The sequence below is a fragment of the Solwaraspora sp. WMMA2059 genome (assembly GCF_027497315.1).
In the GTDB taxonomy this organism is placed as follows: Bacteria; Actinomycetota; Actinomycetes; order Mycobacteriales; family Micromonosporaceae; genus Micromonospora_E.
This window is the reverse complement of record NZ_CP114908.1, coordinates 2,064,725-2,085,905: the sequence shown is the minus strand read 5'-3', so window position 1 is coordinate 2,085,905 and position 21,181 is coordinate 2,064,725. Positions and strand designations below refer to the sequence as shown.

Here is a 21,181-nt window from a genome sequence, read left to right as displayed (position 1 = left end):
AAACGTGCCCGACCGGTGGTCAGCCCAGTTGCCGGGCGACCCGGATCGCCACCTCCGAATCGGTGGCCCGCTCAAGGCTCACGTCGAACCCGCCGACCTCGGTGGCCTGCTCGCCGACGGTCAGGGTGACCTGCTCGCCGGCCACCTCGACAGTGACCCGGTCGCTCTCGGCGCCGATCAACCGGGCCTCGATGCCGAGAAAGCTCGCACTGGCCTCGACTCCCCGGGAGAAGGTCACCGTGCAGGCGTCCAGCCCGCAGTCGGTGCTGGCGCCCTCGGAGCTGCAACCGGCGAGCAACGCCGCGCCGAACGCCAACCCGGCGGCCAGAGCGGCGATCCGGGAGGTGGTACCGGCCCGCCGGCTGGTGGATCGGGAGGCGCTGGAGGCGGATGGCAGCTGGGGTGCGATGGTCACCGGCCAAGCGTACTTGGCGCTCGTGACGGCGCCCCGGAGCACTCGTGCCAGCCACCGCACCCAGCCGGCGAGGCGGCGGGCCGACGGTTAGGCTCGAAGCCGTGCCGGCCTGCCGACCGCGTCGGCCCCGGCTGAGTCGGCCTTGAGGCGAGTCGGCCCCTGAACCGAGGAGGTGTCCGACCGTGACGATGCTGGTGGAGGACAATCCGGCGCGAAACCGGTTCGAGATCCTGATCGACGACGGCCTGGCCGGGTTCGCCAGCTACCGTCCGGGTCCGGCGACGGTGACCGTGACGCACACCGAGATCGATCCCGCGTACCGGGGACGAGGTGCCGGTGACGCCCTCGCCCACGGGCTGCTCAGTCAGATCCGCGACCGTGGAGAGCAGGTGGTGCCCCAGTGCCCGTTCATCGCCGCCTACATCGATCGGCATCCCGAGTTCGCCGCGCTGGTCGCCGGTGACTGAGCAGCGCCGGCCCGGCCTGGCGCGTACGGCGGTCGCGGTGGCCGGCGTACTCGTGCTGGCCGCCACGGTGGTGGCGGCAGGCGGCTGGCTCGGCTGGTTCAGCGATCCGACGATCTCCGACGCGCCCGAGGCGTCGGCCGACGTCGAGGTCGTCGCGACCGGACTCGCCGCACCATGGGATCTCGCGTTCCTACCGGACGGCACGGCCCTGGTGACGGAGCGGGACACCGCGCGGTTGCTGGCTGTGGACGCGCAGGGCAGCACCCGGGAGATCACCGGGGTCGACGGGGTTGTCCCGGACGGGGAGGGCGGCCTGCTCGGCGTGGCGGTGTCCCCGCAGCATGCCACCGACGGCTGGGTCTACCTCTACTACACCGGTGCCGAGGACAACCGGATCGTTCGGTTCCGGCTCGGGCCAGACGGCCCGACGACGTCCCCTGAGCCGGTCCTGACCGGGATTCCCCGGGCGTCGACCCACAACGGCGGCCGGATCGCTTTCGGTCCGGACGGCATGCTGTACGTCGGCACCGGTGACGCCGGCGAGCGGGGGGCCGCGCAGGACCCGACCGGGCTGGCCGGCAAGATCCTGCGGCTGCGACCGGACGGCACCGTCCCGGCGGACAACCCGGTTGCCGGGTCGCCGGTGTTCAGCCTCGGCCACCGCAACGTACAGGGACTGGCCTGGGATCCGGCCGGGCAGCTGTACGCCAGCGAGTTCGGGCAGAACCGGCACGACGAACTGAACCCAATCGAGGCCGGCGGCAACTACGGCTGGCCGGAGGTCGAGGGGGTGGCCGACCGGGCGGAGTTCGTCGATCCGGTGGCCACCTGGGCCCCCCGGGACGCCTCCCCCAGCGGTCTCGCCCACCACCAGGGCCGGCTCTGGCTGGCGTGTCTGCGTGGCCAGCGGCTGTACCGGGTCGCCCCGGACGGCACCGACGCCGAGACGTTGCTCAGTGGCGAGTACGGCCGGCTGCGGCACGCGGCGGTGGCGCCGGACGGCAGCCTGTGGGTGCTCACCTCGAACCGGGACGGGCGCGGTTCACCCACCGGCGACGACGACCGGATCCTGCGGATCAGCGGCTGACCGGTCCGCCGTAGGGTCCGGCCCGGTCGGGACAGGCACCGTCGGACCCGGCGTGCCGGTCCTGGCCACCGACGTCTGCCAACCGGCCAGCCGCTCGGCGGCGGCCCGACTGTTCGCCCAGCTCGCCCCGTAGGTCGACAGGTGCACGTCACCGGTGACCCGGACCGGTACCCCCATCTCGACCACGACGGCGTCGGGTCGGACGGTGAGCGCGCGGTCGACCGCCACCGACATCCACCGATGCCGGTGCAGGTCGCGGACCACCAGGACAAGGGCGTGGTGGCGGGCGGCGAGCAGCGCGGTGTCCAGCGGCTCGACCGGTCGGCCAGCCACCCCGGCCGCCGTCGACGCGTCGAGATCCCGCTCGGTCAGTCGGACGGTGAGCGTCCCGGGCCGCAGCGCGGCCAGGGCCTGGCCGATGCCCCACGGAGTCTCGGCCCCGATGGCGATGTTGTGCGGCGGCGCGAACTCCACCACGTACGCGGGCCGGGTCAGTGGCAGCTGGGTCTCGGCCCGTATCCGCAGCGCGCGCCGGGCGGCGGTGAGCCCGATGGCGGACCGTACCGGGCCGGTCGGCGCTCCGGCGGACACCAGCGTGGTGGCCCCGTTGCTGTCCGGCACGGAGCCGTTGCCGTGCGGTTGGCGGTGCCGCACCGACCAGGCCGCCAGTTGCCGGATCCGCTCCGCCGCCTCGGCCAGCCGCTGGGCCGGCAACCGACCGGTGACGACCGCGTCGACGATCGCGTCGGTCAGTCGCCGGACGGTCTCCTCGTCGGCGTGTTCGCCGCCCACGCAGACCGCGTCGACCCCGGCGGCGAGCGCCCGGACGGTCGCGCCAGCCAGACCGAAGCGCCGGGTCACCGCCCGCATCTCGATCCCGTCGGTGATCACCGCGCCGGTGAACCCGAGCCGGTCCCGCAGCAGGTCGACCAGGACCGCACGGCTGAGGGTGGCCAGGTTGGCCGGGTCGATCGCCGGCACGAGCAGGTGTCCGGTCATGATCGTCCGGGTGCCGGCGGCGATGGCGGCCCGGAACGGGGTCAGCTCCACCGCGTCCAGCCGGATCCGGTCGGCGTCGATACGGGGCACGGCGTCGTGGGAGTCCACGTTGGTGTCACCGTGTCCGGGGAAGTGCTTGGCGCAGGCGGCGACTCCGGCGTCCTGCAGCCCGCGAATCCAGGCGGCCGTGTGCCGGGCTACCAGGCGCGGATCGTCGCCGAACGCGCGTACCCCGATCACCGGATTGTCCGGATTGGAGTTGACGTCGGCAACCGGGGCGTAGTTGACGGTGACTCCCGCGCCGGCCAGCTCCAGGCCGAGATCGTAGGCGACCCGCCGGGTCAGTTCCGGGTCGTCGACCGTGCCGAGGGCCAGGTTGCCGGGTCGGGAGCTGCCGTGTCCGGATTCGATCCGGGTCACGTCACCGGCTTCCTCGTCGATGGCGACCAGCACGTCCGGCCGTTCGGCGCGCAGCGCGGCGGTGAGCGCGGCGACCTGCTCGGGGTCGCGGACGTTACGGGCGAACAGCACCACGGCGCCCAACCCGTCGGCGACCCACCGGCGCACCCAGTCCGGTGGGCCGGTGCCGAGGAATCCGGGCTGCAGCACGGTGGCCGCCATCCGCCGCACACTGGGACTGGAATCGGCCATGCGGCTCATGTTCACATCACGGACAGTTTTAGTCAATAAACCTTCCTATTAACCGGGACCCGCGCTGCGGCGACGACGCCGGTCCCGCCGTACGGCACGGTCTGTCGCCGGGCAGCCCCGGTGTGGCACAGTGCGTGAGTGGTTCCGTTCGTCCAGTACGCCGCCGAGGAGACCAGCTGGCAGGACATCCCCGGTGTCCAGGTGATCGGTGCCGTCCTCGGTGTCCTGCTCCTGCTCGCCGCGTTGCGGGCAATGTTCGGCAAAGGGCGGTGAGCGCGGGTCCGGCGAGCGCCCCGACCGGTCGGCCGGACCGGTCACCGGACCGACCGGCCGTTTGGCCGTGGTCGGCGCCGGGTAACCACGGAATCCGATGAAGCTGCCCCTGCACTCACCCCGGCTGCGCCGCGCTGCGCGCCAACGCTTCGGCTGGTCAGCGTTGCGGCCCGGCCAACTCGGCGCGATGCGGGCCCTGCTGAAGGGCCGCGACGCCTTGGTGGTGCTGCCCACCGGCGCCGGAAAATCGGCCGTCTACCAGATCCCGGCCACCATGCTGCCCGGCCCGACCGTGGTGATCTCTCCGCTGCTCGCGCTGCAGCAGGACCAGATCGCCGCGCTCAACCAACGCGGCCAGGCCGAGCTGCGGGCGGTAAGGATCAGCTCCGCGGAGAGCCCGGCCCAGCGACGGGCGTCGCTCGACGACGTCCGTGAGGGTCGGGCCCGGTTCCTGTTCACCACACCGGAGCAGCTGTGCGACCCGGACCGCCTGGCCGAGGTACGTCAGCTGTCCCCGGCGTTGGTCGCGGTCGACGAGGCGCACTGCGTCTCGGCCTGGGGGCACGACTTCCGACCCGACTACCTGGCCGTCGGCCACCTGGTGGAGCAGTTGGGTCGCCCTCCGGTGGTGGCGCTGACCGCCACCGCCTCGCCGCCGGTGCGCGACGACATCGTCCACCGGCTCGGGCTGACCGATCCGCACCTGGTGGTGGCCGGACTCGACCGGGACAACCTGTTCCTCGAGGTGGCCCACTGCCCAACCGAGGACTACCGGTGGCGCAGGCTGGTCGCCCTGCTCGACGTGGAACAGCCGCCCGGCATCGTCTACGTGCCGACCCGGCGGGCCGCGACAGACCTGGCCGGTCAGCTCGTCGCCGCCGGCTACCCGGCCCGCTGCTACCACGCCGGGATGTCGGCCACCGCCCGGCAGCAGCTGCACGACGAGTTCCTCGCCGGGCAGGTGCCGGTCATGGTGGCGACGTCCGCTTTCGGCATGGGCATCGACAAACCGGACGTACGGTGGGTGGCGCACACCGCGCTGCCGGACTCGCCCGACAGCTATCTGCAGGAGATCGGTCGCGGCGGCCGGGACGGCCGGCCGGCCCGGGCGCTGCTGTTGTGGCGGGCCGAGGACATCGGTCTGCAGCGGTACTTCACCACCAGCCCGCCCGATCATGACGAGTTGCGGGACGTCGCCGAGGTGCTGGACGTCGAGCCGGCGACCCGCGCCGAGCTGCGCCGCCGCACCGGGCTCGGCGCCCGCAAGCTGAGCCAGCTGCTCGCCCTGCTGGAAGAGGTGGGCGCGGCCCGGACCGTCGCCGGCACCCAGACCGTCCGTCCCTTCTACGCGCCGGACCCGGCGCGGGCCGCCGCCGACGCGGTGGCGGCGGCCGGACGTCGCCAGACCGTGCAGCGCTCCCGTACCGACATGATGCGGGCCTTCGCCGAGGCGACGGGTTGCCGCACCCGGGCGCTGCTGGCCTACTTCGGGGAGCATGTGACGGACGTCTGTGGTCATTGCGACAGTTGCCACGCCGGGACCAGTACCGCCGACGACGGCGCCGCCGGCCCGTTCCCGGTACACAGTATGGTGCGACACGCGGAATGGGGGGCCGGCCTGGTGCTCGGGTACGAGCAGGACCGGATGACGGTCCTGTTCGACGGTGTCGGCTACAAGACGTTGTCGGTGCCGGTGGTCAGCGACCAGGGTCTGCTGGCCGCCGAGCAGCGCTGAGGATCACCACCGTCGGACACCGGTCCGGCGGACAGCAGGTTGAGAGGGGCAAAGCGTGACGGAACTGCCGGTGTACACCGAACTCGGGTTCTCCGACGAGGAATGGGGGCTGCTGGTCGGGCTGCCGCAGGCGGTGCTGAACGCGGCCAGCGCGGCCGAGTCCGACGGTGGACGGCGGACCCGGGCGGAGAACGCCGCCGGGCTGGAGACGATCGGCGCCGGCCGGGAGTCGGCCAGCCCGCTGGTCACCGCGGTCGCCGGGGAACTGGTCAGCCGGGTCGGCGATCCGGAGACCGGCGAGGAGTTGCCGGTGATCGAACCGGCCGACCCGCAGGCGCTGATCGCCGACGTACTGGCCCGGGCGGGTACGGCGGCCCGACTGCTCGCCGACCGGGTGGACGACGGTGAGGCCGGGGCGTACAAGCACTGGCTGGTCGGCATCGCCGAACAGGTGGTAGGCGCCGCGACCACCGGCGGGGTGCTGGGTATCGGCGGCGAGGCGGTGACCGAGTCGGAGCGGCGGTTCCGCGACCGGCTCGCCCACGTGCTCAACGACTGAATGGGAGGACTCCCGGTGTGCGGGCGGTTGACCGCCGCCAGTACGGTCTGGGATCGCGGGCCGCACCGGCCCGGTGGACACCCCTCTCCCGGGAGCATCGATGGAGCTTCTGACCAGCCCCGAGTTGTGGATCGCGTTCGCGACCCTGCTGCTGCTGGAAGTCGTGCTGGGCATCGACAACGTTGTGTTCATCTCGATCCTCGCCGGTCGGCTGCCCGAGCACCAGCAGGCCAGGGCCCGCACCATCGGGCTGTCACTGGCCCTGGTCACCCGGCTGCTGCTGCTCGCCTCGTTGTCCTGGGTGATCGGGTTGACCGCACCACTGTTCGAGGTGTTCGGGCAGGAGATATCCGGTCGTGACCTGATCCTGCTGCTCGGCGGGGGCTTCCTGCTGGCGAAGGCGACCTACGAGATTCACGAGCACCTGGAGGGCGCCGACCACGCCAGTAGCGGCAAGACCGCGTCGTTCGCCGGGGTGATCGCCCAGATCCTGGTGCTCGACGTGGTGTTCTCGCTCGACTCGGTGATCACCGCGGTGGGCATGGTCGACCAACTGTTCATCATGGTCGCCGCCGTGGTGGTCGCGATGGTCATCATGCTGGTGTCGGCCGGGGCGGTCAGCGGGTTCGTCAACCAGCATCCGACGGTGAAGATGCTGGCCCTGTCGTTCCTGTTGCTGATCGGCGGCAGCCTGATCGCCGAAGGGCTCGGCCACCACATCCCCAAGGGGTACGTGTACGGGCCGATCGCGTTCTCCGTCTTCGTGGAGTTCCTCAACCTGCGGCTACGGTCGCGCAAACAGGCGGCGGCACCGGTCAGCCTGCACCCGACGTTCGTCAAGGAGCAGCCGGCGGCGTCCGGCGGTACGGACAGCGCCGACCGGGCCGACTCAGCGTAACGGAAGCAGTCGACGGACCGCCTGTTCGGCGGCCGTCCGACTGGGCTCGACGGCGGCGAGCCGGGCCACCCGGCCCTGGTTGAACGACTCGACCACCCGGGGGTCGACGTAGGAGGCGCGGGCCACGGTGGGGGTGTTGCCGAGCAGCTCCGCGACCTCCCGCATCACCGCGGCCACCGTCCGCCGCCGGGCCGCCGCCGAGCGCGGCACGCCGACGGCCGCCAGCCGGGTCGCGGCGAGCACGGTGGCATGCCAGGTACGGAAGTCCTTGGCCGTCATCTCGGTGCCGCTGGCCTGACGCAGGTACTCGTTGATCTCGTCGCTGTGCACGTCCCGCCAGCGCCGCCCGTCCCAGTAGCAGAACAGCCGTTGCCCGTCGTGCCGGCGACGACGCAACGCCCGCAGCACGGCACACACCTGCGCGTCGTCGATCCGCCGGACCTGGGCGACGCCACCCTTGGCCGGGAACTCGAGGACCACACAACCCCGCTCGATCCGGGCGTGTGCGGGCCGCAGCGTCGCCACCCCGAAGGTGGGTTCGTCGCCGGCGGCGTACTGGTCGTTGCCGATCCGGAACATCCCAAGATCCAGTAGGCGCACCAGGGCGGCCAGCACCCGTTGCCGGCCCAGACCCCGGCCACGCAGATCGGCGTCGACCCGGTTCCGCAGCCGGGGCAGCCGGTCCGCGACCCGCCGGACGTGCTGGAACTTGGCAACGTCCCGACGGACCCGCCACTGGGGGTGGTAGAGGTACTGCCGCCGGCCGGCCGCGTCCACACCGACGGCCTGGATGTGACCGGACGGGTGCGGACAGATCCACACGTCCCGCCAGGCAGGTGGGATCACCAGTTCACGCAGCCGCTTCAGCTCCGCCGGGTCGGTGACCGGCTGGCCCCGGGTGTCGAGGAAGGCGGTCCCCCGGCCCCGGTGACGGCGTCGGTATCCCGGTCGGTGCAGTTCACTGCGCCGCAAGCGCATCGCGTTCCACCTCGCCGATCGCGGCGAGCACCTCGTCGACGCAGATGGCGGCCATCGACGGGTGCCAGTCGGCGGCCGGTCCATCGGCGGCCGGCGGGTCGCCGGCTGCGGAGTCGGCGGCTGTGGGGAGGGCCGCCGGCTCCTCGGCCCCGGCGGACAGCAGCGGGTAGTGGACCACCCGGTGCCGCGGCCGGTGCACCCGCGGGCCCCAGCGGGCCGGCGAGGTGGGACCGAACAGCAGCACCGACGGTACACCGAAGGCCGTTGCCAGGTGCCCCGCGCCAGTGTCGGCCGCGACCAGCAGGCGGGCGTGCGCCAGCAGCGCGGCGAACTGGTAGAGGTCCATCCGCCCGGCGCGGACCGCGGTGCCGGGCAGCCCGGCATCGGTGGCGACCGCCTCGGCGAGCGGGCGCTCGGGTGCCGACCCGGTCACCACCACCCGGTGCCCGGCGGCGGTCAGCCGACCGGCCAGCTCGGCGAACCGGTCGACCGGCCACCGGCGGCGCGGCGCCGCCGCACCGGGGTGCAGCACGGTCACCCCGACCGGCACCCGGTCCGGTACCGGACGGGGCAACAGCAGGTCGGTGGTGTCGCAGTCGACGCCGTACCAGGTGAGCAACCGGCACCACCGCACCACCTCGTGCTCGTCGTCGCGCCACGGCGGGCCGTCGTGGTGCGCCGCCGCCGGACACCGGTACGCCCACAACCGGCCCGGCCGCGTCGCGGCGAGCAACCGGTGCGACTGCGGGCCACAACCGTGCAGGTTGACCGCCCAGTCCGGGCTGCATCCGAGCGCCAGCTCCGCGTCCAGCCCGGACAGCGGCACCAGTCGGTCCACCGCGCCGGTCAGGCCGGCCAGCGGGGCCAGCCAGGTCGGCGCGGCCAGGGCGATCGTCTCGGCCGGGTAGACGGCCCGCAGCCCGCGCAGCGCCGGTACGGCGGTGGCAAGGTCGCCGATGCCGAGGGCCCGCAGCACCAGGATCACGGGTAGGACGTCTCCCGGTCCGCGCAGATCACCATCTCGCGCACCGCGCACCCGGCCGGCTGCTGCAACGCGAACAGCACCGCCGCCGCCACGTTGTCGGGGTCGTTGAGCGCGGCGTCGGCCGCCGGCCGGTACTGGGCATCGCGCTCGTCGAAGAACGCGGTCCGCATCCCGCCGGGCACCAGCAGGGTGACGCCGACGGTGCCGGCGAGTTCGGCCGCCAACGCCCGGGTGAACCCGACCACCCCGAACTTGGCCGCGCAGTACGCGGTGGCGTCACCTACCGCCTTCATTCCCAGAGTGGAGGCGATCGTCACCACCGAACCGCCGACCGAGGTCAGCCAGGGCAGCGCCGCCCGGATCACCGCCGCGGTGGCCAGCAGGTCGACCGTGACGACCCGTTCCCACACCTCGGCGGGGGTGTCGGCGAGCCGGCCCGGCACGTCCATCCCAGCTGCGGTGACGACCGCGCTCAGCCCGCCGGTCTGCTCGGCGAGCCGGTGGGTGGCGGCCTCGGCGGCCCGGGTGTCGGCCAGGTCGCAGTCGAGCCAGGGAACGCCGTCCACTGGCGGCTGCCGGTCGATGACGCACGGCCGGTATCCGGACTTGGCCAGCAGGTCGACGACGGCTGCCCCGAGACCGCTCGCGCCGCCGGTGACCAGCACCGCCGGGCCGCCGGGATGGTTCGTCACGGTGATTCCTCCACAGTGGTGGTCGACGGGACGGGCCGCGCGGCCCGGGCGGCGGCGATCATGCCGGTGGTGGAGCGGCCGTCGAGGTACGGCACGATCGCCGTCTGCCCGCCCCACCGGCGTACCATTTCGGCCTCGGGCAGGTCCGGCTCGGCGGTGCCGCCACCGGCGTAGTCGCCACCTTTGACCCAGATGTCCGGCCGCAGCCAGCTGAGCACCGCGTGCGGGGTGTCCTCGTCGAAGACGACCACCGCGTCCACGCAGCCCAGTGCCGCGAGCAGCCGGGCCCGGTCACGCTCGCCGACCACCGGCCGCTGCGGCCCCTTCAGCCGGGCCACGCTGGCGTCGGAGTTGACGCAGACGACCAGGCAGTCACCCAGTTGCCGGGCGGCCTGCAGCGCCGACACGTGTCCGGCGTGCAGCAGGTCGAAGCAGCCGCCGGTGGCCACCACGGTGCCCCCGGCGGACCGTACCCGGGCGGCCAGCGACCCGGCGGCGCGCGGACCGACCTGCTCCGCCGCCGCCGTAGCCAGCGCCCCGGTCTCCACCGGCACCGCAGCCTGGTCGGGCCCGGCCAGTAGCCGACGCAGCCCGGCCGTACCGCCGTCGGCGACGTACCGGGACGCTTCGGCAACCGCCGCCTGGACCGCCTCGGACACCACGGCTCCGGCGGCCAGCGCCGTAGCCGCCGCGGTGGCGAACCGGTCCCCCGCGCCGCAGGTGTCCCCGTCGGTGCTGATCGGCGTCGGCACCATCAGCGGCACGCTACCGGCGTGGCACAGCAGCGCACCGTCGCCGCCCATCGTCACCGCGACCGCCCCGGCCCGCCAGCGGCGACGCAGCTCGTCAGCGCCACGCGCGGCGGTGGCCACGCGGGTGTCCCCGACAGGCTGCCCGGTCAACTGGCGGACCTCGGCCTCGTTGGGGGTGATCAGCCGGGCACCGGCGACCGCCGCCGGACCGCGCGGATGTGGATCCCACACCACCGGTGCGCCGGTCGCCGCCAGCGCCGCCCGCAGGCCCGGCATCCGCGCGACTCCCCTGCCATAGTCGCTGACCACCACCGCCGCCGCAGCCGCGAGTACCTCGGCGGTGGCCGGCGGCAGATCGCCGTGCACCCGGCCGTCCCCGCCCCGATCCAACCGCAGCAGCACCTGACCCCGGGTTCGCAGCCGGATCTTCTCGGCGGTCGCGCCGGCCAACGGCAATGGATGCAGGTCCACGCCGGCTGCGGCGAGCAGCGCCGCGAGCCGGCATCCGGCCGGGTCGGCGGCGAGCGCGCTGACCAGTACCACCGGGTGCCCCTGCCCGGCGGCGAGCACCGCGGCCAGCCCGGCACCACCGGGCCGGTCGGTGACATACCGCTCGTCGAGCACGGGCGCGGCGGCGTCCGGGCAGACCCGGGTGACCGCGCCGTCGACGTCCCGGTCGAGCAGAGTGTCGCCGACCACCACGATCGGGCCGGCGGTCACCTGACACCGCCGCGCACGTCCAGCACCGGCAGACCGGCCGGCACGGCTGGCGCCGTGGGCGCGCCGGCGACGGCATCGACCGCACGGGCGGGGACGTCGACCGCACCGGTGAGACCGAGTACGCCGGGCAGTGTCTGGTCGACGTAGCCGCACAGCAGGTGCGCGGTGACCAGGTGCAGCTCCTGCACCACCTGCGGATCGGCCGCCGGCACCGCCAATACCTCGGCGCACGCCTCGGCCAGCGGGTTCGGCGCCGGGCCGGTGCAGGCCCAGCAGCGCAGCCCGACGTCACGGCCGGCCCGGGCGGCGGCGAGCAGGTTGCCGCTACGTCCACTCGTGGACAGCAGCAGCAGGATGTCGCCGGGGCGGCCGTGGGCCCGTACCTGCCGGGCGAAGACCTCGTCGAAGCCGAAGTCGTTGCTGATCGCGGTGAGCGAGGAGGTTTCGGCGGTCAATGCGATCGCGGACAGCGGCGTCCGGTCGTCGCGCAGCTTGCCGACCAGCTCGGCGGCGAGGTGCTGGGCCTCGGCGGCGCTGCCGCCATTGCCGGCGACCAGCAGCCGGCCGCCGTGACCGAGCGTCCAGGCCAGCTCGGCGCCCCAGCGCCCCAGCCGCGCGGCCACCTGGCGGTACGGCAGCAACGCCTCGGCCAGCCCGGCGAGGTGGGTGTCGATGAGCGAGTTCACGTCGGACATCTCAGGCCACCACCCGGCTCGGCTGCCGCACCCCGCTGACGGTGCCGTAGATCGATGTGAGCTGCGTGGCAGCGCGCTGCCACGAGTAGCACTGCCGCGCCCGGTCCAGCGCGGCGGTGGCGTAGGCGAACCTCCGGACCCGGTCGTTGAGCAACCCGCGCAGCGCCATGCCGAGCGCCCGTGGGTCCCGGGGCGGCACCAGATCGCCGGTGAGTCCATCGACGACGGTGTCGGTCAGCCCACCCACGGCGGTGCCGACCACCGGCACGCCGCAGGCCATCGCCTCCAGCGGGGTGAGCCCGAACGGCTCGTACCACGGGGCGGCGACCAGCACGTCGGCCGACCGGTACCAGGACGGCATCTGTTCCCGGGGTACCCCGCCGACCAGCCGGATCCGGTCACCGACACCGCACGACTCGGCCAACTGGCGCAACTGCCGGGCCTGCGGGTCGGTGTCCAGTTCGGCGGCCGGCGGACCACCCACCACGACGCACTCCGCGTGCGGTACGAGTTGCATGGCCCGTACGACGTCCTGGAAACCCTTGCGGGCGACCAGCCGGCCGACGGTCAGCACCCGAGGTCGGCCCTCGTCGCGCGGCACGGACAGTCCGTCGGGGGCGAAGGTCTGCTCGTTGACGCCGGACGGCACCACCGACAGCCGGCCCCGGGGCACCCCCATCCGGATCAGCTCGGCGACCTCGTCCTGGGACTGCGCGACCACCCGGTCGACGCTGCGGCCCAACGCCCGCTCGTAGCCGATGCGCCGGGGTGGACTGGTGTCCATCGCGCCCTGGTGGCGACGCTTGACGGTGCCCAGCGCGTGGTAGGTCTGCACCACCGGAACCCCGGTCAGCCGGCCGGCGTGCACCGCGGCCAGCCCGCTCATCCAGAAGTGCGCGTGTGCGACCGCCGGAGTCCAGTCGTGGCTCCACTGCCCGGCCAGCCACTGGCTGAACTGCGCCATGTGTGGCAGCAGGTCGTCCTTGGCGATGTGCTCGGCCGGTCCGGCCGGCACGTGCACCACCGCAACCCCGTTGTCCAGCTGCACCAGTTCCGGCAGGTCCGCAGCGTCCCGTCGGGTGAACACTCGGACCTCGTGACCGTCGGCGGCGAGCGCGGTGGACAGCTCCGCGACGTGCGTGTTCTGGCCGCCGGCGTCCACCCCGCCGAGCGCGGCGAGCGGGCTGGCATGCTCCGAGATCATCGCGATGCGCATAGCGCCTCCTCCAGCAGCTCGTCCCAGTCCGCGAGGAACCGGTCCAGTCCGTATCGGTCCTGCGCCGCGCGCCGCGCGCCGTCGCCGAGCCGGCGGGCCGAATCCGGCTCGTCGATCAGCCACTGGGCGGCATCGACCAGGGTCTGCACCCGGGTGGCGAGCACCCCGGCCGACGGTGGTACCGCGGCGACCACCTCGGTGGTGCCGAGGACGACCACCGGCATGCCCATCGCCATCGCCTCGATCAGGCTCAGGCCGAGTGAGGTCCACCGGCACAGATGCAGGTACGCGCGGCGGCGGGCCACCGCGGCGTGCATCGCCGACTGCGGCACGTCGTCGTGGACGGCCAACCGACCGGCCGCTGTCCCGCCGAGGGCCCCGGGCAGCCCTGCGACTCCCATCCCGTACACGTCCAGCGGGGCGACCCGGGCGAACCGGGGCATCAGGTCGGTGCCGGTGACCCGACGGCGGCGTACCGGCTCGTTGGTGACCACGGCGAGCCGGTCGAGTTCGCCGCTGTAGCGGGCGGCCGGGGCGACGATGCCGTGCTCGATCACCCGGGTCCGGGTGCCGCCGGTGTCCCAGAACAGGTCGTTGAAGTGGGTGACGTGGACCACGGTGAGGTCGTCACGGTCGGCCATCGGATGCCGGCTGGTCGGCACGTCACCCTTTGGCGTGTTGTGCTCGACGTAGACCGCCGGCACGTCCCGACCGACGGTCCGGCCGAGCCAGCTGGTGGCCAGGTCGAGCTCCTCGGGGCGTTGCAGGATCACCAGGTCGACCTCGGCGGTGGCGAGCTGCCCGGGGCGGATCTCGGTGACGCCGTCCGGCCACGGGTAGGTGCGCGCCCGGCCCAGCCCGTACGGCCCCCGGTCCGGAGTGACCGGCACCAGGTAGTGGTGCTTGCCGTGGACGAACGCGGTGGTCCACGATCCGTGGACGTGCCAGAGCAAGATGTTCATCCGGCCGTCCCGCAGATCAGTTCGACGGCCTCGACCACGCTGTCCGGGGAGACCGTCGACAGACACGGATGGCCCGGCACCGGGCAGCGGGCGGCCCGGGTATTGCGGCAGCCGGCGACCGGGTCGCCGAGCCGGACCCAGGGCACCCGGTATGGTCCCCACTGGCCGAACGGCACCGTCGGCGCGAACAGGCTGACCACCGGGGTGCCGACCGCCGCCGCGAGGTGTGCCGGCCCGGTGTTGCCCACGACCAGCGCGCCGGCCCCCGCGATGATCGCGGCGAGCCGGGCCAGCGAGGTCTGCCCGCCGAGATCGGCACCGGACCGGCCGGCGACCCGACGGCTCAGCGCCTGCTCACCGGGGCCGCCGGTGACCACCACCCGGTGCCCGGCGGCGTGCAGCGCGTCGACGAACGCGGCACACCGCTCCGGCGGGCAGGCGCGGGATTCGACGGAGGATCCGGGGTGCACGACGACGTAGCCCGGTGGCCCGGCCCGGTCCGGCTCCGGCATCCGGTGACGCACACCCGAGCCGGGCTCCTGTGGTGCGGGCCCGGCGGCTGGCCGCAGACAGCCCGGGCGTAGCCGCAGCACCGGCTCGTCGTCGCCGGGCAGCGCGAATCCAGCGGCGGCGGCCAGCGACAACGCGCGTTCCGGCTCCGGTACGCCGGGCGGCACCCGGTGACGCACGTCGAGCAGAGAGCCGGAGTAGTCGTCACTGATCGCCGCGATCCGATCCACCCCGGCCTGCCGCAGGAGCAGCGCCAGCGGCAGCGGCGACTGGTGGAAGGAGGTGAAGATGATCGCCTCGTCGGCGCCGACCTCGGCCAGCCGCTCCGTCAGCCGGGTCAGGTCGGCGGGGTCCACCGGACCGGGATCCGGGTCGATCCACGGCAGCGGCCACTCGATCAGGTCGCCCACACCGGGCAGCAGTTCGGCGGCGGCCCGGCCCTGCGGTCCACAGAGCATGACCACCTCGTCCGCCCCGGCCGCCACGGCGCGGATCGCCGGCCCGGTGACCAGCACGTCGCCGACCGAGTCGGAGCGCACGACCAGGACCCGGCCACCGCGCGGGCCGGGCTCGTCGGGGGCGGTCGCCCGGTGCCGACGCAGGATGAGATCAGCGGCGCCGGCCAGGTCACCGGCGACGGCGGGAGCGGCAGCCGTCTCCTGCGGATGGGTCGTCTCGGTGGGTACCAGGATGCCGGTCGCGCCAGCGGCACCGGCGGCGACGATATCCCGGCCGATGTCGCCGACCACGACGCACCGCCCGGCGCTGGTGCCCAGCTCCCGGGCCGCGGCCAGGACCATGCCCGGTGCCGGTTTGCGGCACCGGCAGCCGTCGCCGTCGTCGTGCGGGCAGACCTGCCAGGTGTCGAACGGGCCGAGGAGTTCCTCGATCCGGTCGTGCACCCGACGCATGTCGTGGGTGGTGAAGTGGCCGCGCGCCAGGCCGGACTGGTTGGTGACGACTCCGAGCCGCAGACCGGCGGCGCGAAGCCGGTCAAGCGCGGCGCGGGCACCGCGCACCGGGCGGACCAGGTCCGGGTCGCCGTTGTACGGCACGTCGTGCACGAGCGTCCCGTCACGGTCGAAGAGCACCGCGTCGAAGAGCCCGCGGCCCCGACTGATCAGTTCGCTTCGCACCTGGCTCCGTTTCCCGGGTGCGGGGCGAGTAAACCAACCACGGCGTTCGTCCGGTCCGCACCATTTCGCCGCTGGCCGGGTTAGCGGGTCGCCCGCGGGGTACCCGGCTGATCGTGGCTGTCGTGCAGCGGGTGATCCCCGCCCCGCAGGACCAGGTGTTCGCCGTGCTGGCGAACGGCTGGTCGTACAGCGACTGGGTGGTCGGGACCGTGCACATCCGCGATGTCGACGGGCACTGGCCGCAGGCCGGGGCCCGGCTGCACCACACCGCCGGTCCCTGGCCGCTGTCGTTGTCCGACGCCTCCACGGTGATCTCCTGCCAGCCGGGCGACGAGCTGACGTTACGGGCCGGGCTGTGGCCGCTGGGCGAGGCGACGATCGTGTTCCGGCTCGCGCCGACCCCGGGCAACGGCACTCGGGTCACCATCGCCGAGTCGTTCACCGGAGGGCCGCTGCGCTGGGTCCGTACGAAGCTCGACGATCTGGTCCTGCACCACCGCAACCGGGAGACGCTGCGCCGGCTGTCCGACATCGCAACCCGGCAGACCGTCGGGTGACGCCGGCACGCCACGGCCGTGGGCCCGACGGACGGGCCCACGTCAGCAGGGGCCAGCCAGGGCAGACCAAAGTCAGGGCAGGTCAGTGGACGGGTGCCGGACGGCACCCGCAGGGAGGTGATCGGAATGAACCAGACCGTGATGATCACTGGCGCAAGCGCCGGCATCGGACGCGCCACCGCCCAGCGGTACGCACGCCGCGGTGCCCGGCTCGGGTTGCTCGCTCGGGGAGCGGCCGGCCTGGCCGCAGCCGCCGCACAGTGTCGGGAGCTGGGTGCCGAGGCGGTGGCCACGTACCAGGTGGACGTCGCCGACGCCGCAGCGGTCGACGAGGCCGCCGACGACCTGCACCGACGCAACGGCGGCCTGGACGTGTGGATCAACAACGCGATGGTGTCGGTCTTCGCCCCGACCTGGGAAATCAGCGCTGACGAGTTCCGGCGGGTCACCGAGGTCAACTACCTCGGCACCGTGCACGGCACGCTGGCGGCGCTGCGGCAGATGCGCCCGGCCGGAATCGGCACGATCGTGCAGGTCGGTTCGGCGCTGGCGTACCGGGGCATCCCGCTGCAGTCGGCGTACTGCGCCAGCAAGCACGCCATCCAGGGATTTAACGACTCGCTACGGGCCGAGTTGCTCCAGGCCAGCCCCGAGATTAAGCTGTCGATGGTCCAGCTGCCGGCGGTGAACACGCCGCAGTTCTCCTGGGTGCGTACCCATCTGCCCCGACACCCGCAACCGGTACCGCCGATCTTCCAACCCGAGGTGGCCGCTGCCGCGATCTGCTGGGCCGCCGACAACGGCAAGCGGGAGGTCAACGTCGGTGGCCCCACCCTACAGGCCCGGCTCGCCGACATCATCGCCCCGGGGCTGCTCGACCGGCTGCTGGCGATCCGGCAGGTCGGATTCGACTCCCAGCAGACCGACGAGGTCATCGACCGGGCCCACTGGCGGGACAATGTGGACGTACCGGCCGATGCCGAGGTCGATCATGGTGCACACGGCGCCTTCGACGACCAGGCACGTCGGCGTTCGCTGGCGCTGTGGGCCGTGACGCACAAGCAGACCGTCACCGCCGCAGTCCTGGCCGCCGCGCTCGGCACCGCGCGGGCGATGGTCGGCAGCGGGCCGGCCCGGCTGCGGGCTGCGGTCCGTCGACCGGTCGGGCGGGCGGCGTGACTGTCTGACACCGCCACCGCCCGTTGGGCCGCCGGTCGCTGCCGTCGAACCGGCGGCCGAGGCACACAAGGGGGATACAGCCCGCCCGCCCACCGATGCATCATCGATCGCAGATGACGATCATGGGGCGGCGAATGACGCGCCCCGACCAGGAGGGGGCGGTCAATGACAACCGATCCGAGCTGGGACGACTACCTGATCAGCGACACCAGCGCCGACACCGGCACGACGGATTTCGCAGGTAGCTCGACCACGCTGCCCGAGCCGGTCGCCGACGCGGTGGAGACCCATCTGGACCAGGCCGTGGCCGACCAGGAGTGGTCCGACTGGCACGCCGACGTGAGCGACTCGTGGACCGAGTCCGCCGACGGTCACCTGCAGGACGCGGCGGACAGCGTCGCCGCCGGCTTCGACCCGACCGCCTCGATCGAGGCTGCCGACCGGCAGTACTCGCTGGCGGCCGACGAGGCCGGTACGGCGAGCGACTACGCGGCCGCGACGGACTACAGCGTCGACGCCGCGGCCGCCGAGATCAGCACATACGACAGCAGCAGCAGTTACGAAAGCACCAGCTTCGACACCGGCACCAGCTTCGACACCGGATTCGGCACGGAATGACCTGGGCAGACAGCAACGGCAGGGCGCCGGCCACCGGCATCGGCACCGACGACGATCGGCAGGCCGACCAGCTCGCCGCCGGAGCGGAGCGGACCGTCGCCGCTCCACTCACCGTCGTACGGCAGCATCTGCTCGCCGCCGTACGGAACCTGGGTTTCCAGCTCACCGTCGAGCAGCTCAGCGTCATCCAGGCGGTACGCGGCTCCAAGCTCGGCGCGGTCACCCTGCAACCGGCCCGGATGCCGGTGCAGTTGCAGATCGGTCTGGAGGCCGGCCCTGCCGCCTGCCGGGTCACCGTCCAGGTGAGCGACCGCTGGCCGGCGAAGGTCGGCCGTAACTGGGGCGCGACCGCTGTCTACCAGGACGTCTTCGGGTCCGTCCTGGCCGCCGTCGACGCCGCTCTGGCCCGTCTCGACCCGGCCGCCGCCGCCGGCTTCGCCGGCTGGTGGCGCAACACCGGGAACGGAGACGTCGCCGCCATGCAGAACGCCGCCGGGTGGGCGGCCCAGGCCGGCTCGTTGATCTCCCGCCACACCACCCGGTTCCTCGACGGGTCCGACCCGGCAAAGGGTGCCCCGGTGAGCCGGACCGGGGCGGGCACGTTCACCTTCGTCGCTGCGGAAACGGTCGCCGAGGTGCCGACCCAGCTAGCCGACGGGATGCTCACCGTCGGGACCCTGATCACCAGCCGGCCCGGGCAGATGCCGGCGAACTTGGTCACCCAGATCCAAGGGCTGGTGTACCGGGTCGAGGAGTACATCGCGGCGGCAGCCGCCTCGGCCGGCACATCGACGCCGTTCCGGTTCACCGTGGACCCGGCCGACGTGCCGGTGGTGACGTTCCTGCACCAGCAGGCCCAGCTACGGGAGATGCTGCCGGTTCGGACGCTGTTGATCTGCACGACCTGCAAGCTGGAGAAGATCGTCAACCCCGAACTGGAGCGACTGCAGGAACGCAACCGCCGGACCCGCGACCTGGCGACCACGGTGAGCGCGGTGATCAGCCCGTTCGTGCTGGCCGGGCGGCTGGCCCAGACCAAGGGTCCGGCCTTCGCCTGCCCACGCTGCCAGGGTCTGTCGGCCGACGAGTCGGTGGTGACCTTCTGCCGGCAGTGCGGCGACCGACGTACCGAGACGGCGCTGCGGTCCTGCAGCAAGTGTTCGTTCGACTTCCGTTCGCTGCTGCCAAAGGCCCCGCTGTGGGTCGCGCCGACCGCTGTCGCGCCGGCCGGGCGGGACCAGTCCGCCACGCCTGCTGTCGCACCGGCGACCGATCCGGCGTCAGCACCGCCGACACCGGCAGCCGCACCACCGCCACCGACACCGGCAGCCGCACCACCACCGGCGCCCCGCGCACCGGCACCGACGCCGGTTGAGGAGTCCTGGCCGCGTCCCCCCGGCCAGTGACCCCGGCGGTTCCAGCCGGAGCTCCGACACCGGCTCAGCGGTAGACCGCCCGCTGCGCCGCCGACACCACGGCCCCGTACATCCACCCGGTCGCCGCGCGGTCGCGGACCAGCGCCGCCCGCGCGGCGTTCGACCCGGGCGCGCCATGCACCCCGCCGCCGGGGTGCGCCGACGCCGAGGCGAGAAAGAGCCGGTCGACCGGGGTGTCCGCGCGGCCAAGGCCGGGCACCGGCCGGAAGAACAGCTGCTGGTACGCAGCCGAGGTGCCGCCACCGACCGCTCCCCCGACCAGGCTCGGATTGTGCTCCTGCAGGTCCACCGGACCGGCCACATGACGGGCTTGGACCAGGGCGCCGAAGCCCGGCGCCTGCCGCTGCAGCACCGCCTCCATCCGCGCGACGTGTTCGACGATCTCCTCGGGGTGCCACCGGGTCCGGTGCGGCAGGTGCGTGTACGCCCACAGCGACTCGGTGCCCGTCGGCGATCGCTGCGGGTCGGTGGTGGTCAGCTGGCCGAGCAGCAGGAACGGGTCACGGGGCACCTCGTCGCAGGCCAATTCGGCGGCGTACCGGGTCAGGCCGTCCAGGTCGGCCCCGAGGTGCACGGTACCGGCGGTGGCGACCGCCGGATTGCGCCACGGCATCGGGCCGGCGAGCGCCCAGTCAACCTTCACCGTCGACCCGTCCCACCGGAACCGGCGCAGGTCGTCGACCATCCTGGGAGGCAGCCACCGGTCGCCGACCAGGTCGAGCAGCAGCGCCGGAGCGGGAACGTCGGCGAGCACCGCCCGCCGGGCCCGCCACCGCCGGCCGTCGACGGTACGCACGCCGACCGCCCGGCTGCGGGCGATCAGCACCCGGTCGGCGGCGGCGCCGGTGACCAGCCGGCCGCCCCGGGAACGCAGCCGGGCGACCAACGCGTCGGTGATCCGTTGCGCGCCGCCCGCCGGTACCGGCCAGCCGATCTCCTGACCGAGCATGGTCAGCAGCCAGCCGTACACGCCGGACGCGACATCGTCGGGGGCCAGGTCGGTGTGCAGCGCGCAACCGGCGAGCAGCGCCGGACCGCCGGCGCCGGCGAAGGTCTCCCGGCCTAGTTGGCGGACCGGCAGCACCAGGCGCCGGGCCAGCCGCAGCGATCCGGCGGTCCGGAGCCGGCGCAGCAGCGCGGCGCCGGCCCGCACCGGCGGGAACGGGGTGAACAGCGCATCGATCAGCGGCGCCGACACGGCCCGCCACTCGGCGTACGCCGACAGCCAGCGCTCGCCGTCGCCGTCGGCGAATGCTTCCAGCGACTCGGCGGTCCGCCGTGGGTCCAGGTTGACCACCGCCGCGCGGTCGTCCGGCAGCAGGTGGGCGAAGACGTCCGGAGCGTGCCGCCAGCGCAGCCCGAACTCGGCCAGCCGCAGCTCCCGCAGCACCGGCGAGGCGAATCCGAGCGGATAGAACGAGCTGTACAGATCACTGAGATAGCCGGGGGCGGTCACCTCGGCGGACCGGACCGCACCACCCGGCGCCCCGGTCGCCTCCAGGACCAGCACGTCCCAGCCGGCGTCGGCGAGCAGGTTGGCGGCGACCAGGCCGTTGTGTCCGGCGCCGATGACGACCGCGTCCGCCGTCTCCACATCCGTTTCTGCCATCTCCGCGCGGCTACCCCGGCCGGGCGCGGCCAAACGTTTACCGGCGCGACCT

At 73.5% G+C, this 21,181-nt stretch carries 21 protein-coding genes; 10 read left to right on the top strand and 11 right to left on the bottom strand.

Features of this window, described 5'->3' with window-relative positions:
* Positions 1 to 19 precede the first annotated feature (19 nt).
* The gene (locus O7553_RS09550) at positions 20 to 337 is read right to left on the bottom strand and encodes a hypothetical protein (RefSeq protein ID WP_281555544.1); all 318 of its coding nucleotides are present in this window, start codon (positions 335 to 337) and stop codon (positions 20 to 22) included.
* A 266-nt stretch (positions 338 to 603) separates the two neighbouring features.
* Between O7553_RS09550 and O7553_RS09545 the strand changes: the two genes are divergently transcribed.
* Together O7553_RS09545 and O7553_RS09540 are read left to right on the top strand one after the other, a co-directional pair.
* Complete coding sequence (locus tag O7553_RS09545; RefSeq protein ID WP_348650124.1) at positions 604 to 882, top strand: GNAT family N-acetyltransferase; 279 nt, start codon at positions 604 to 606, stop codon at positions 880 to 882.
* Complete coding sequence (locus tag O7553_RS09540; protein ID WP_281554458.1) at positions 875 to 1,969, top strand: PQQ-dependent sugar dehydrogenase; 1,095 nt, start codon at positions 875 to 877, stop codon at positions 1,967 to 1,969. Before O7553_RS09545 ends, O7553_RS09540 begins: the two co-directional genes overlap by 8 nt.
* Here O7553_RS09540 and O7553_RS09535 read toward each other — a convergent pair.
* Positions 1,925 to 3,628, bottom strand: a complete 1,704-nt coding sequence (locus O7553_RS09535) for a glycoside hydrolase family 3 protein (protein WP_281554457.1) — start codon at positions 3,626 to 3,628, stop codon at positions 1,925 to 1,927. The two genes, O7553_RS09540 and O7553_RS09535, sit on opposite strands and share 45 nt — an antisense overlap.
* Before the next feature lie 129 nt (positions 3,629 to 3,757).
* Here O7553_RS09535 and O7553_RS09530 point away from each other — a divergent pair, with 129 nt between their 5' ends.
* The 4 genes from O7553_RS09530 (at position 3,758) to O7553_RS09515 (ending at position 7,084) form a co-directional block, all read left to right on the top strand.
* Positions 3,758 to 3,892, top strand: a complete 135-nt coding sequence (locus O7553_RS09530) for a hypothetical protein (RefSeq protein ID WP_281554456.1) — start codon at positions 3,758 to 3,760, stop codon at positions 3,890 to 3,892.
* 97 nt (positions 3,893 to 3,989) lie between these two features.
* Positions 3,990 to 5,627: an ATP-dependent DNA helicase RecQ gene (locus O7553_RS09525; protein WP_281554455.1), complete on the top strand. Its 1,638-nt coding sequence runs from the start codon at positions 3,990 to 3,992 to the stop codon at positions 5,625 to 5,627.
* Positions 5,628 to 5,682: 55 nt separating this feature from the next.
* Positions 5,683 to 6,186 (top strand): hypothetical protein, encoded by a 504-nt coding sequence (locus O7553_RS09520; protein WP_281554454.1) that lies wholly within the window; start codon positions 5,683 to 5,685, stop codon positions 6,184 to 6,186.
* A 100-nt stretch (positions 6,187 to 6,286) separates the two neighbouring features.
* Positions 6,287 to 7,084, top strand: coding sequence for a TerC family protein (locus O7553_RS09515; RefSeq protein ID WP_281554453.1), 798 nt, complete (start codon positions 6,287 to 6,289; stop codon positions 7,082 to 7,084).
* Here the strand turns inward: O7553_RS09515 and O7553_RS09510 are convergent.
* The 8 genes from O7553_RS09510 to O7553_RS09475 are packed head-to-tail and all read right to left on the bottom strand — an operon-like array spanning position 7,076 to position 15,730.
* A complete protein-coding gene (locus tag O7553_RS09510; RefSeq protein ID WP_281554452.1) occupies positions 7,076 to 8,062 on the bottom strand; it encodes a DNA topoisomerase IB in 987 nt (328 codons plus the stop codon). The genes O7553_RS09515 and O7553_RS09510 overlap by 9 nt on opposite strands.
* A complete protein-coding gene (locus O7553_RS09505) occupies positions 8,043 to 9,047 on the bottom strand; it encodes a glycosyltransferase family 9 protein (protein ID WP_281554451.1) in 1,005 nt (334 codons plus the stop codon). The genes O7553_RS09510 and O7553_RS09505 overlap by 20 nt, the downstream gene beginning before the upstream one ends.
* Positions 9,044 to 9,739 (bottom strand): SDR family oxidoreductase, encoded by a 696-nt coding sequence (locus tag O7553_RS09500; protein ID WP_281554450.1) that lies wholly within the window; start codon positions 9,737 to 9,739, stop codon positions 9,044 to 9,046. Before O7553_RS09500 ends, O7553_RS09505 begins: the two co-directional genes overlap by 4 nt.
* Positions 9,736 to 11,193, bottom strand: coding sequence for a PfkB family carbohydrate kinase (locus O7553_RS09495; protein WP_281555543.1), 1,458 nt, complete (start codon positions 11,191 to 11,193; stop codon positions 9,736 to 9,738). The genes O7553_RS09500 and O7553_RS09495 overlap by 4 nt, the downstream gene beginning before the upstream one ends.
* 14 nt (positions 11,194 to 11,207) lie before the next feature.
* Positions 11,208 to 11,906 (bottom strand): SIS domain-containing protein, encoded by a 699-nt coding sequence (locus tag O7553_RS09490; RefSeq protein WP_281554449.1) that lies wholly within the window; start codon positions 11,904 to 11,906, stop codon positions 11,208 to 11,210.
* Position 11,907: 1 nt separating this feature from the next.
* A complete protein-coding gene (locus O7553_RS09485; RefSeq protein ID WP_281554448.1) occupies positions 11,908 to 13,122 on the bottom strand; it encodes a glycosyltransferase in 1,215 nt (404 codons plus the stop codon).
* Complete coding sequence (locus O7553_RS09480) at positions 13,107 to 14,084, bottom strand: glycosyltransferase (protein WP_281554447.1); 978 nt, start codon at positions 14,082 to 14,084, stop codon at positions 13,107 to 13,109. Before O7553_RS09480 ends, O7553_RS09485 begins: the two co-directional genes overlap by 16 nt.
* Complete coding sequence (locus O7553_RS09475; protein ID WP_281554446.1) at positions 14,081 to 15,730, bottom strand: HAD-IIIA family hydrolase; 1,650 nt, start codon at positions 15,728 to 15,730, stop codon at positions 14,081 to 14,083. Before O7553_RS09475 ends, O7553_RS09480 begins: the two co-directional genes overlap by 4 nt.
* A gap of 113 nt (positions 15,731 to 15,843) precedes the next feature.
* On the opposite strand from O7553_RS09475, the gene O7553_RS09470 reads away from it, so the two are divergent.
* The 4 genes from O7553_RS09470 (at position 15,844) to O7553_RS09455 (ending at position 19,490) form a co-directional block, all read left to right on the top strand.
* A complete protein-coding gene (locus O7553_RS09470; RefSeq protein ID WP_281554445.1) occupies positions 15,844 to 16,287 on the top strand; it encodes an SRPBCC family protein in 444 nt (147 codons plus the stop codon).
* A 126-nt stretch (positions 16,288 to 16,413) separates the two neighbouring features.
* Positions 16,414 to 17,466 carry an SDR family oxidoreductase gene (locus tag O7553_RS09465; RefSeq protein WP_281554444.1) on the top strand — a complete coding sequence of 351 codons (1,053 nt, stop codon included), beginning with the start codon at positions 16,414 to 16,416 and terminating at the stop codon, positions 17,464 to 17,466.
* 165 nt (positions 17,467 to 17,631) lie between these two features.
* Positions 17,632 to 18,084, top strand: a complete 453-nt coding sequence (locus O7553_RS09460; protein WP_281554443.1) for a hypothetical protein — start codon at positions 17,632 to 17,634, stop codon at positions 18,082 to 18,084.
* The gene (locus tag O7553_RS09455) at positions 18,081 to 19,490 is read left to right on the top strand and encodes a hypothetical protein (RefSeq protein WP_281554442.1); all 1,410 of its coding nucleotides are present in this window, start codon (positions 18,081 to 18,083) and stop codon (positions 19,488 to 19,490) included. Before O7553_RS09460 ends, O7553_RS09455 begins: the two co-directional genes overlap by 4 nt.
* 34 nt (positions 19,491 to 19,524) lie before the next feature.
* On the opposite strand, the gene O7553_RS09450 is transcribed toward O7553_RS09455, so the two are convergent.
* Positions 19,525 to 21,129, bottom strand: coding sequence for an NAD(P)/FAD-dependent oxidoreductase (locus O7553_RS09450; RefSeq protein WP_281554441.1), 1,605 nt, complete (start codon positions 21,127 to 21,129; stop codon positions 19,525 to 19,527).
* Between the last annotated feature and the right edge of the window lie 52 nt (positions 21,130 to 21,181).